At 33.3% G+C, this 12,120-nt stretch carries 13 protein-coding genes; 12 read left to right on the forward strand and 1 reads right to left on the reverse strand.

Annotated features, from left to right (window positions below):
* Nucleotides 1-113 precede the first annotated feature (113 nt).
* Entirely contained in the window at nt 114-2,294 is a 2,181-nt protein-coding gene (locus FJR38_RS26355) for an NB-ARC domain-containing protein (protein WP_168540486.1), read from the reverse strand.
* A gap of 271 nt (nt 2,295-2,565) precedes the next feature.
* On the opposite strand from FJR38_RS26355, the gene hisS reads away from it, so the two are divergent.
* From hisS to FJR38_RS26415, 12 genes are all read left to right on the forward strand, one after another.
* Nucleotides 2,566-3,951 (forward strand): histidine--tRNA ligase, encoded by a 1,386-nt coding sequence (gene hisS, locus FJR38_RS26360; RefSeq protein WP_168540488.1) that lies wholly within the window; start codon nt 2,566-2,568, stop codon nt 3,949-3,951.
* Nucleotides 3,952-4,017: 66 nt separating this feature from the next.
* Nucleotides 4,018-5,100, forward strand: coding sequence for a methyltransferase domain-containing protein (locus tag FJR38_RS26365; protein WP_217360069.1), 1,083 nt, complete (start codon nt 4,018-4,020; stop codon nt 5,098-5,100).
* A 48-nt stretch (nt 5,101-5,148) separates the two neighbouring features.
* Complete coding sequence (locus FJR38_RS26370; protein WP_168540492.1) at nt 5,149-5,466, forward strand: nucleoside hydrolase; 318 nt, start codon at nt 5,149-5,151, stop codon at nt 5,464-5,466.
* A 138-nt stretch (nt 5,467-5,604) separates the two neighbouring features.
* On the forward strand, nt 5,605-6,048 hold the full coding sequence (locus tag FJR38_RS26375; protein WP_168540494.1) for a nucleoside hydrolase: 444 nt from the start codon (nt 5,605-5,607) through the stop codon (nt 6,046-6,048).
* A gap of 15 nt (nt 6,049-6,063) precedes the next feature.
* Nucleotides 6,064-6,285, forward strand: coding sequence for a hypothetical protein (locus tag FJR38_RS26380; RefSeq protein ID WP_168540496.1), 222 nt, complete (start codon nt 6,064-6,066; stop codon nt 6,283-6,285).
* 75 nt (nt 6,286-6,360) lie between these two features.
* Complete coding sequence (locus FJR38_RS26385; RefSeq protein ID WP_168540498.1) at nt 6,361-7,488, forward strand: succinylglutamate desuccinylase/aspartoacylase family protein; 1,128 nt, start codon at nt 6,361-6,363, stop codon at nt 7,486-7,488.
* A 245-nt stretch (nt 7,489-7,733) separates the two neighbouring features.
* Nucleotides 7,734-7,922: a hypothetical protein gene (locus FJR38_RS26390; RefSeq protein WP_168540500.1), complete on the forward strand. Its 189-nt coding sequence runs from the start codon at nt 7,734-7,736 to the stop codon at nt 7,920-7,922.
* Nucleotides 7,923-8,056: 134 nt separating this feature from the next.
* Nucleotides 8,057-8,320, forward strand: coding sequence for a GNAT family N-acetyltransferase (locus tag FJR38_RS26395; protein WP_217360070.1), 264 nt, complete (start codon nt 8,057-8,059; stop codon nt 8,318-8,320).
* A gap of 346 nt (nt 8,321-8,666) precedes the next feature.
* On the forward strand, nt 8,667-9,590 hold the full coding sequence (locus FJR38_RS26400; RefSeq protein WP_168540504.1) for a DMT family transporter: 924 nt from the start codon (nt 8,667-8,669) through the stop codon (nt 9,588-9,590).
* Nucleotides 9,591-9,882: 292 nt separating this feature from the next.
* On the forward strand, nt 9,883-10,461 hold the full coding sequence (locus tag FJR38_RS26405; protein ID WP_168540506.1) for a hypothetical protein: 579 nt from the start codon (nt 9,883-9,885) through the stop codon (nt 10,459-10,461).
* A 77-nt stretch (nt 10,462-10,538) separates the two neighbouring features.
* Nucleotides 10,539-11,783, forward strand: coding sequence for a PD40 domain-containing protein (locus FJR38_RS26410; RefSeq protein WP_168540508.1), 1,245 nt, complete (start codon nt 10,539-10,541; stop codon nt 11,781-11,783).
* Nucleotides 11,746-12,120, forward strand: a 375-nt coding sequence (locus FJR38_RS26415) for a S9 family peptidase (RefSeq protein WP_168540510.1), incomplete at its 3' end; no start/stop codon positions are given. The genes FJR38_RS26410 and FJR38_RS26415, both read left to right, overlap by 38 nt.

Genomic DNA, 12,120 nt, shown 5'->3' on the forward strand with positions numbered 1-12,120 from the left:
CTACATCACATAATCGTTTTTCACATAATGAGATCGAACGTTTCCATTGAATCTTTTGAGCTAAGTCTAAAGATTTTTCAAATACTGTCTTTGCTTCATTATATTGGTCTTGTTCAAAAAAAAACCCAACCTTGATAAAAATTCCAGATAATAAACTGACGAGAATGACTAGCTTCTGCTGCTTGAACTTTTGTTAGTAATTGTTTGGCTTTATTAAGCCATTTCTGGGATTTATTAATTTTCTGTTGAATAATATAAAGATAAGAAATATCTATAGCTACATCTATTTCAAACATTGGGTTATGATGCTTTTTCATACGCCGTACTTGAGCAAATAACTTGATAGCTTCATTTAATTTTTCGGGTTTTTCTATGAGAGTAAGAGTCCATGCCTTATCAAACATTACTTCAACAGCCGTTGCATAATCCTTGTTATTTTTTGCTTTTTCTATTAACCAATCAGTCCATTCTAAACGACTATTCCAATTAGTTAAGCGATTGCTTTGATAACCCCGAAGATAAGAATAACCTTTAATCTGTTGCCAAAAGTATTTAACATCGTCATATCTATTTTGATTAATACACCATGAAATAACATCAGTAATATTCTCCCATTGTTTTTCTAAATCTTGATAATTATGCCATTCTTTTTCATTTTGACCACCATATTGTTCAACAAATTCGTAATACCAATTAACCCAACGATTACGTAATTCTTTTTCCCATTCGAGATCATTTTTTAACTCTGCTAATATATAACTACGAATAATGGATAATACTTCATATTTATTCCCCATACGCTGAATTAAGTTGAGCTTTTTTAATTGAGTAAATCCCTGTTCTATTTCTTCTTTATCTGTAAGATTTGCAATTTCAATTATGATGTGATCAGAGGTGATTTTAAACAATAAAGCTAAAGCACTTAATAATTTATAGCTAGATTTTCCTTTTAATGGTTTAATAGAACTCTCAAAACAGTAATCAACTATATGATTATTACCAGCACTGAAATTTTCCAGTACATATTCTGGAGAGTGATGATAAGCTATTTGACCAATAATTAAAACAATAGCTAAGGGAATACCACAAGTTATATGATAAATATTTTTTTCTTGCTTGTGGTTCAAATGAACATTTTGTAGTTCAGCCCTATGTCTAATTAATTGTAGTCCTGAATCTGGGGATAAAGTATCTATAGGAATTGGAACACCAAAATCTGTTATTTTTCTACTGGTAATAACAACTTTAACGCTTTTGGGTAATTTATGTAAAAACCAAATAATATCCTTAATATCTTCAACAGTTTCCAAATTATCTATGATTAACAAGGTTTTGTAATCTTTTAACAAATCAAGAGTCGCATCCATACAATTATTAAAGTCCAATTTTAATAATTCTTTCCTTGCAAAAGTTGATAAAATATCATTAAAAATTTGTTGATGAGATAGTTCTTGTTTATGAGAAGGTCTGATAATTTCTTCTGTTGTTATTTCTTTTTGTTTAAATGTACTAAATATAATGGCATCATATTGATAATTTTCATCTGACCTTTCTTCACTAACTTTTAAACAATAATTGGCGGCTTCTAAAATTAAACTTGTTTTCCCAACTCCACCTATTCCTATAATACTGATAGCATAAATATTATTGCTTAAAGAAAGCTGCTTTTTTAACAAAGGCAATTTTCTTTGTCTTCCAAAAAATTCAATGTAGCTAGAATGAGGAAGATTTTGTAAAGGAAGATTTATAGAAGGTTTAACTTCAATATTTAATATTTCACTGTTATCATCATTTACCTGATTTTCTAAAATAACTATATTGAGTTTATTTTCAGCAATTTCTTGCCAAGGTAAGCCTAAAATATCGCAATAAAGTTTAAATGCAGTCTCATTCACCGATTCTCTTTTTGATTTTTTAGCAAATTTAACCCATGTTCCTCCAGATATATTGTGAACATAAATCTCACCATCTCTAATCTTCTTTTCAATCTTTTCCAGTAAAGTATCTCCTGAAGATTTAATAATTTCTGCCTTAATTTCCCTTCGTTTTGCCTTTTTATCTTCTTCTTTTCGCTCTTTATCTCCTACACAGTAAAAAATCTTCTCAAAATTTTCTAACCACTTAAGATCATTATCACCTAATTGATTACCTGCTTGATATTGTTCAATGTGTTTAAGAGAGGCTGCTACTAAAGGTCTAATATCTTCCTGGCTAACCTTCCATTTCTTCAAGTCAATGGCTTCTTGAATTTTTTGTTGTCCTACTTCAGATGCAGTAAGGGTTGGATGTGCCATACACAGTTTCAGTTAATTGTCAATACTAATTAGGATCACTAATTACCTGATCTTAGCAGAGTTTCTGAAGGAATTTATACTATTTGGTCTAGTCCTGAAGTGGCTGAAAAAAGCATTCTTTCTTACACTTTTACACCAGATAAACAGAGATGTTCTGGAAGATTGTATTCTGGCATTCAAGCTGCCGATATTCTGTTTAATACCGAAGAATTAAATCTTTGGGATTTGTATTAATTTTGTGTGATTCAATTGCAATATTATGGAGTTAACCATGTCCGAGAAAATTAATTACCAACTTCCTAGCGGTTTTATTGAATTATTGCCGGGTGAAAAACGATTAGAATTAGTTCTAATAGAGAAAATTAGTCAAGTTTTTGAGCGTTATGGTTTTACCCCAATTGAAACGCCTGCGGTGGAACGCTTAGAAGTGCTACAAGCAAAGGGAAATCAGGGAGATAATATTATTTATAGTATTAGCCCTATTTTACCTTCTCTGGATTCCTCAAATACAGATGAAGATGAGTCTGAGATTGCAAATCGAGCCTTAAAATTTGATCAAACTGTTCCTTTAGCTGCTTATATTGCTCGTCATTTTTCCGAGTTAAGTTTTCCTTTTGCTCGTTATCAAATGGATATGGTTTTTCGGGGTGAACGCTCTAAAAATGGACGTTATCGCCAGTTTCGTCAGTGTGATATTGATATTGTAGGACGAGGAGAATTAGATTTACTATATGATGCTCAGATCCCTGCTATTATCGCTGAAATTTTTACCGCTATCAACATTGGTAAATTCTTAATCAGAATTAATAACCGTAAGGTTTTAACTGGATTTTTTCAAGCTATTGGGATAGACGAAAATCAAATCAAATGCTGCATTAAAATTGTTGATAATTTAGAAAAAATTGGCGAATCTCAAGTCAAAAAATCTTTATTGTCAGAAGGATTATCTGAGTCACAATCTTCACAAATTCTCAATTTTACTAGTATCAAAGGTACGGTTGAAGAAGTATTTACTCAACTAGATGCTCAATGTAGTCAACTAGGAAATCCTGAACAATTTTTGGAAGGAATTACAGAATTAAAAACTGTTATTAAAGGAGTTAAATCTCTAGGAGTACCTGAAAATCAATACTGTCTTGATTTGTCCATTGCTCGTGGGTTGAATTACTACACGGGTACGGTTTATGAAACTACCCTCATTGGTTATGAATCTCTAGGAAGTATTTGTTCTGGGGGACGATATGAAGAATTAGTGAGTATGTTTGTAGGAGAAAAAATGCCAGGTGTAGGTATTTCGATTGGTTTCACTCGCTTAATGCGTCGTTTATTAGATGTTGATATTCTACAGCCTTTATCTATTAGTCCAGCACAAGTAATGGTTGCTAATTTACAGTCAGATTTGATAGATGTTTATCTACAAATCTCTCAAAGCTTACGTCAATCTGGATTAAATGTTTGGACAGAATTGGGGAATCGTAAACTAGGAAAACAGTTGCAACAAGCTGATAAATTAGGGATTCCTTTGTGTGTGATTATTGGTGCTGATGAATTGAAGAATCAAGAGTGTATTTTGAAAGTTCTTAAAACAGGAGAGCAAAAGAAAGTACCTTTTGAAAATCTAGCTCAACAAATTCAAAATCAACTGTCTTTGGTTTAGATTATTTAATTTGGAGTCTTTAGTAGACTCCAAATTATAAAAAAATAAGATTTTTTCAGGAGATAAATGATGCTTGCTCAAACATTGATTGACTGTCGATGCCCTAAATGCAAAAAAGGTTCACTGACTTTAGATGAAAGTATTTTACCTGTTATTTCTAAGGACGTAACGGATGGACAAGAAATTCAGGAAGCATTGCTTCATTGTGAATATTGTAACACTTTATATCCTGTAGTTGCAGGTGTGGCAATTTTAGTTCCTAATCCTTTAACTTACGTTGCTAAAAATTACTCCCTAATTTGTAGTTTAGCTTCTCAGTACATCAGTTCTTTAATGTTCGATTACTGGTCTAAACATTTAGGAATTTTTAGTGAAAATAACACAAGTAGTATGGATTGGAATTATGACGATCCACTTAGCCTAAGTCTATATATTTTTGCTCATTACGACAAAATAACAGAGTTTTTAGATTTGAATCATCCTTTAAGGAAGCTAGTAGATGATGAATACGGTGACTGGTATGAACGGTTATTGAATTTAGCAAAACCTTATTTGCGACAACAACCGAAAGTATTAGATATTGGTTGTAATGTCGGGGGATTAATTTATAGACTCGCATATCTGAGTCAGTTTGTCTATGGCTTAGATTACTCGTTTGGAAGTGTTTTTACTGCCAGATGTATCCTATTAGCCCAGCCTTGTCTTCAAAATATCTACCATTTACATATTGAAGGAGTTACATACCAAGAAAGACCAATTTCTGTGGAAAGACCTAATAATGTGGATATAGTCGTAGCTTCAGCAGGAAATATTCCTTTTGAGTTGAAATATTTTGATTTAGTTACAGCAATCAACTTAATTGATGTTATTCCAAATCCTGATTGCTTTTTAGACAATGTTGATTCTCTGTTAAAAAATCAAGGAATTTTTCTGACCACCGATCCTTATTATTGGGAAACTGACTCTTCTGCTATTGAACAGTGGATTGGGGGTCGTCCCAATATGCCATCAAATGAAGCTATGCGAACTGAAGTGAGCAAACGTTTTAATTTATTAGAAGAACAGGATATTGTTCCTTGGGTTCTCAGAGTTTATGAACGTCACTATAGACTTTATTTTAATCATCATTTAGTGGCACAGAAAAGATAAGCTTCTTCTTGTTTTTACCTAACTTAAACTTTCCTAAAAGGACAAAAAATGAATATTTCTGCAAACAAGAATTTGGAAGCAATTGTTATTATTGACACCGATGTTGGTTATGACGATACGATGGTGATCGCTATGTTATTAGCAGCCAAAATACCAATCATCGGAATCACAATTGTTCATGGTGTAGCACACGTTGAACAAGGTGCTAATAATGTACTGCGTTTACTAGAAAGAACGGGTCATGTTAATATTCCTATTTCTATCGGTGCAGATCAACCGCTTAATTGTAACCATGCTTTTGAAACTGATTGGCGTAATAAGCAGGGGAAACGCATCTTATCAATAAGGACAATTGAATCTCAATAACGACCTATAAATTCGCATTAATGCCTCCTTATTGACAATATTTTAATCAATCACCATGACTCCAAAAAAATCAATCAAACGATAAATTAAGATTTCTTCGTTGATACATCAAAATTGTATTTTGTCAAGATAATTTAGATGCGTTTCCCCTGGCGTAATAAGGCTGATTTACTTCCAGGAATTAATTTACCTTTCACTCAACTCAAATCTATAGCAACTCCTGCACCTGAATATTTGATTGAAACAGTTAGTCAGTATTCTGAACAAATTACTTTGCTGTGTTTGGGACCACTTACTAACATTGCTTTAGCCATTGAAAAAGGCGGAGAAGATTTTGTCAAAGGAGTTAAACAAATTGTCATGATGGGCGGTGCTGTTCGTGTGTCTGGTAATGGAACTCCTAACCAAGTTTCTGAGTGGAATTTGTATGTTGATCCTCTGGCAGCCAGTCAAACTTTTAAATCTGGTATTCCCATTACAATGATTGGTTTAGACGTTACTAATTTAGCTCCTTGCACACCAGAATTGAATGAAAAATTAGGTAATTTATCATCTCAAAATGAAGTTGGTAAAATTATGTAAGAAGCTAGTCAGTGTATGTGTGATGAAGATAGCTACTTATATGATCCTGTCGCTTCAGCATATATTATCAATCCTGATCTTTTTCAAACAGAATTCTTGCCTATTTCTGTTGTCAGTGAAGGAGAAAATAGCGGACAAACCGTTGAAGATAAGAACGGAGTTTTAATTAACGTAGCTCTTGATTTAGAACAGAATAAATTTCACGAATTGCTTAAAGAATTAATTGAGTTATGCTGATTTTCTCAATAAAGTCCTAGCACTGTTTTATCTATTTATAGAGCATTTTAGCAACATCTAACAAGGAGAATTATCATGATTCCTAGTATCTCGACTCATTCATTATTCCAATTAGCTTCTGGTGACTATCTTCAGCAACAAATTTACAAGTTTATTGGAGCAACATCTGGTAAAAAGGTTTACATTCAATCTAACCTTCATGGTTCAGAAATTGTTGGTAATGCTGTTATTCATGAACTGATTAAATTTTTGATGACCCTTAATGAAAATGAATTATCAGGTGAAATCTGGCTTGTTCCTGTTTGTAATCCTTTAGGTACTAATCAGCGAAATAATAGATTTTCTACGGGTCGTTTTAATAGCTATGATGGCAAAGATTGGAATCGTATTTTTTGGGATTATGAGAAAGAGTGTAATAATTTAGAAGAATTTGCTCAATCTCAAGTCAATTTTGACGAAAATACAATTTTGCAAAATTATCGGCAACAAATCCTTAGCAGTTTTGAGAAACTCTCACACAAAATAGCTGCTCCTAGCAGTGTTAAATTAGTAGACAAATATCGCTATAAGCTACAATCTCTCTGTTTAGATGCTGATTATCTGATAGATTTACACAGCAATTCAGAAGATGGAATAGATTATTTATACTACTTTCCAGAACGGGAAGAAAGTTCCAAGTTGTTTTTACTGGAACATGGAATTTTATTTGATGAATATGATGGAGATGCCTTTGATGAAGCTTTTCAAAAACCTTGGTTAGCTTTAGAAAATGCTTTATCAAAATTAGGAAAACCTATTCAGTTTGATATAGAGGCTTTTACTTTAGAATTGGGACCAGGAATGAAAATGAATCCAGATTCAGTAGCTAAAGGAGTTCGGGGAATTAAAAACTATTTGGCTAATAAAGGAGTGTTAGAAGATAATAATTTTCCTATAAATCAATCATCTTATCCTTCAATGAATTTTAGAGGATTAAGTCAAGTTAAACAGTATTGGTCTCCTGTCGGTGGAATGGTTCAAGATCAAGTTTCTTTAGAAACTTATGTTCAACAGGGTGATTTACTATATCAGGTTCTTAATTTTAATAAGTTAGGAGAATTACCTAAGTTGATTCCTGTGTATGCGGAAAAAGAAGGATTAGTTTACATCATTTCCAGTAATGATTCTGTGAATGAAGGTGAATTTGTCCTAGCTACTTTTTAATTAAACATGACTTACCCCAATACGGTTCGATTAACCAAAAATCCCAATTTCTGAAATCCTAAAAAATTGATTATTATGTTCCTTTGTTGAGAATAATGTCAATTATTAACCTTATCGAAACCGTATTAGTACTTACCATTGACTCGAACAATTACGAGACCGCTTACAAAAAGTTATTGAAAACATCACGCCAAAATAAGTCTACTTGTTATCATCCTACCATTTATTTCCTGAAGCATTAGATTATGAATATCCAAATTAATGAGCAATTTCAGCTAAATAAAGCCTTGGAAAATGGGCTAATAGAGCTTTATCAGGATATTTTTTCAGAAGCTCCTTATTTTGAAAAATTTAGTGAAGAACATGTTAAAAGCATCTTTTGCAATTACTTTAACAATGGGAGTTTATTTTTGAAATATTCCAATGAAAAATAATAGGTTTTAGTGCTGTACTACCATTCACAGAATCTTCAATTTATAACACAATAATAAATGATGTTAATGGATATGAAATAAAGTTTTCTGCATCCAATTTGATAAAGTTACTTGGAGTTGACCCTAAAAAAACATTGTATTTAGCAGATTTAGGGATTAATAAAGATTATCGTAATAAAGGTTTTGGTACTGAACTTCTTTCATGTCAATTCAGAATTTTACAGGAATCAGTTACCGTTCTTATTCGTACATCTAAAGCTAATTTAGCTGCACAAGAATTTTACCGCATTAAGTTTGGTTTTCAAGATTTAAACCTCACACAAAATGTTTACCAACCTCGACTAGATGGAACTATCCAATCAGACAAGCGAGTAATCATGACTAAAGTAATTCTCTAGCTGGTAACCAAATTTAAAAATTAGGTTAAGCTGTTAGGCATTTACTTTTTTTACCCAAAAGCCTTACTGCAAGCACGCTAGGCTACAAAATATTAAATTTAGCTGCGTAACAGCTTATGACACAATACGGTTCAGTTAAGGGTTGTTCCCACACTAAAGAAAATCCAATGGTTTCAACCCCTTCCGATTTCCTGAACCATATTGGGTTATGGCAAAAAAGCTAATGCAGTTTAAATGCATCCTATTTTTACTAATCAGTGTATTTTATTAGCTGCAAAAACACTTAATACAGATTTTTATACTAATCAGTATTTAAATCTATTTACATAAATGAGAAAAACTAATTATGATTGACAGATTTTTCCCTTCTAAAATTATTTACGGACTCTATGTTATTACGTCAGGATTATTATCAGCTATATCTGTTGTGCTAACTGAAATTATAATCCAAAACTACAAAACTGAGCCTTTATTTATCACTGTACTAGCTAATACATTAGGTGGAATTATTCTACTGCTAGTTGTAAGGAAAAAACGCTATCGTTTCTCAGCTTCATGGCAAGTAAGGGATGCTATTGCTATAGTGACAACTGCAACTGCTTATGGGTTAGCCTATCTGCTAAGTGTTGATGCGATACGCCAAATTGGGTCTAGCAAAACAGCTTTACTAGGTTTACTAGAAACACCTTTTATAGTCGCTCTTGCAATCATATTTTTAAGAGAGCGACTTTTCCCTCGACAATTGATCGCAGGGATGTTTACGTTAACTGGAGTATTCTTGATTGTCTTTGATCCACTAGCGTTACAGATAACTTTGGGTTGGGGAGAGATTAAAGCTATCCTTTCTAGCCTGAGCTTTGCGATTGGTATCGTTGTTATTAAGCCAGTGCTACACAAACTGAACAATTTGTGGGTAACGGCCTTATTGTTGCTTTTAGGATCAGTACCGTTGGCAATAATAACCCCTTTTGTCGTTTCAGCTAAGAGTTTGGGATTAATACCAGTATTAGTAATCATTGTCATTGGTATGCTTCACGGGCTAATCTGGCTGACGTATAACCATGGATTAAAGCACCTTGGGACATCGCATACTGCTATTCTTTATCTTTCTTCTTCTTTTCTCACAGTAGCAATTCAGGCTGGAGTAGCGAAGTTAATACCAGTGCTAGGTTTACAACTGCCTACAAATTTAATTTTAGCTCTGAGTGGAGGTGTTCTCATTGCTGGGGGAATCTTCTTCTTAGAAACTAGTTCGATAAATACAGATTAAGTCAGACGAGATACAGCAGATTTAGTGCAATAGTGCAAATACAAACTTTTGTATAAGGAACAGTATGAATCTAAACAAATCCATCCTAATGTAAACCGCGTCTACCTTGAGAACTGTAATTTTTTGGAATTAGTTTACAACTTACAATTCAAGCCAGAAGAGAACCGAATAATATGCTGTTTTATAAGGAGGCTATGATATGAGTTATTACCACTGGGATTTTCACCGAAATGAAAATTTAGAAGTCAATGATTCTCTAGTACAAGATATTCATAGAGTTTTTCTTCAAGGAATGAATCTAGAGTCAGGCTGGAGTTTAGATGGTATCAGAAAAAGTTTATGTCATTCTGATATTATTGGCTTACTTTACAACCAAGACAAATTTGTTTGTGGATATTCTATGTATTTATTACCAGAGCAAAAACTTAATGATCACTTATTTCTTTGGTGGAATGCCGTTTGTTTAATCCCTGAAGTGCAAAATCGAGGATTTGGGAGAGATTCTTATTTTCAAGTATTAAGATTTTTGCCACAAAATGAATTAGGGTATTTTGGAGGAAGAACGCAAAACCCGATTGTTATGAAGTATTATGCAAAAATTGGTCATCTTTTTCCCTTTGATGAAAAGTATGATACTTCTGAAGGTCAGCAAATTATGGATTTTTTATATTCTTATATTCCAGAAGTTCAAGAAACTGCATTACTTAACAAAACTACAGGAATTTGTAAACAAGTTTATTCCGAAGGAAGACTTGGTGATTATCCTGAAAATATTGGGAAAACAGAAAGATTTGAAACGCAACTGAAATCTTGTGGTTTTGAACCGGAAAAAGGGGATACAGTTATTTTAGTTTCAAAATTGAGAAATTAACGTTTTTTTTCTGAATAACCAATTGATTTTAGAAAAATTTAAAAAATTTTCATAAATAAAAAAGGAGAAAGCCACTAATGAACTCAACACAAAAACATCTAACCAGTGCTTTTACTAAACAATTTTCTTTCAGTGAGTTATTGGTAGAAGAAGAATGGTATGGCTTCACATTTTCTACTCAAAACAATGCGTGGGTAGCTTGTCATAAAGTTGGTGAACAAACTAATCTTTACCTAGTTAGTTTACAAGGTGGTTTACCTCAACCCTTGTTACCGGGTAACTTTTTTGGACAAACTGGTGCTACTTATCATCTCAGTGCGCCAGTTTTATCACCCGATGGTCAAAAAATTGCTTTTGCTGTCCAAAGTTCTCATGAGATTGATTCAGGTCTTTGGTTAGTTGATTATCCTAACGGTTTACCCACTCAAATTTATCAAGGCTCAATCAAATTTTCTTTTGGAGACTTTAACGAATTTACCCAAACTATAATTAATAATAATTCTCCTGAAATAATTTTTTCAGAAGATGGAAACTGGATTTTATTTCGCAGTAGTTATCAATCAGCTACTTCAACGATAAATGAGTGTTTAGGAGAACCACAAAAATACTCAGTTTTATTACAGGTTGCCATTAATAAAAGCCAGATCAAAACAAGATGTTTCGTAAAAAATGGGAGAGTTCAAAGTTTTACTCCTCTGGATAGCTCTGCTAAAACTCTAGCTATTGGTGTAAATTGGGGACAATGTTCTGAAGTTTATGTTGTCGAAACAGATAGTTTACAAATTGAAACTCCAAGTGATTCCCCCCTTGATATTAATGGTATTTATGCTCCTATTCAGGTAGTTTGGGATAAATATGATTCTCAACTCCCTTTAGTAATCCGTTGTAACAATACAGGTTTTGCAAAATGGCATCGGTTTAGTGATCAAATAGGCAACCTTTCTTATAATGGTGCTGAAACAATTATACCGGGAGATTTTGATGATGGACAATTATTAATACAACCTGATAGTTGGTTATTAGCAACTAATGAAATCGGTTTAGGGAGACAAACAATTTGGCAGGTTGAAAGAAATGGACAAAAACAAGCGATAACTGAAACAGCGGATGCTGTACATACTCCTATAAATTGCATTGATTCTGAGGTGATTTTTTATGAAGAAAAAGCATTTCAGCCTCCTAAACTTCTGAAACAAACTTTAGGAGCAGGAATCATTGAATTAGGCAGTTGTAGTCATCAACGAGGAACTGCACAAGTGCTTTTAACGGATTTCTCTACTGAAGATGGGGTTACGTCCCTATGTCCAAATCTTTTTACCTGATACTGAACCCCCTGTGGGTGGATTTCCAGGAATTGTTTGGATTAAAGGAGGTCCAATTAACAATCTAAGTCGTTATTATAACTTCAATTCTATTGAGTTATTGGTGAAACAGGGGTTTGCAGTTGCATCGGTTAATTATCGTGCCAGTAGTGGTCAGGGGGTTGCCCACATGGAAGCTGGATTGGCTGAAAATTTAGGGATAGCTGATCGAGATGATGTCCTTCGGACTGCTGAACTGCTTGCTAATCATCCTCAAATCAATGCTAAAAAATTAGGAGTTTGGGGATACAGTTGGGGAGGATATTTAGTCTTGCAGGTGATCACATCTCCTCATCAT

This window comes from Anabaena sp. UHCC 0253 (assembly GCF_009712085.1).
GTDB lineage: Bacteria > Cyanobacteriota > Cyanobacteriia > Cyanobacteriales > Nostocaceae > Dolichospermum.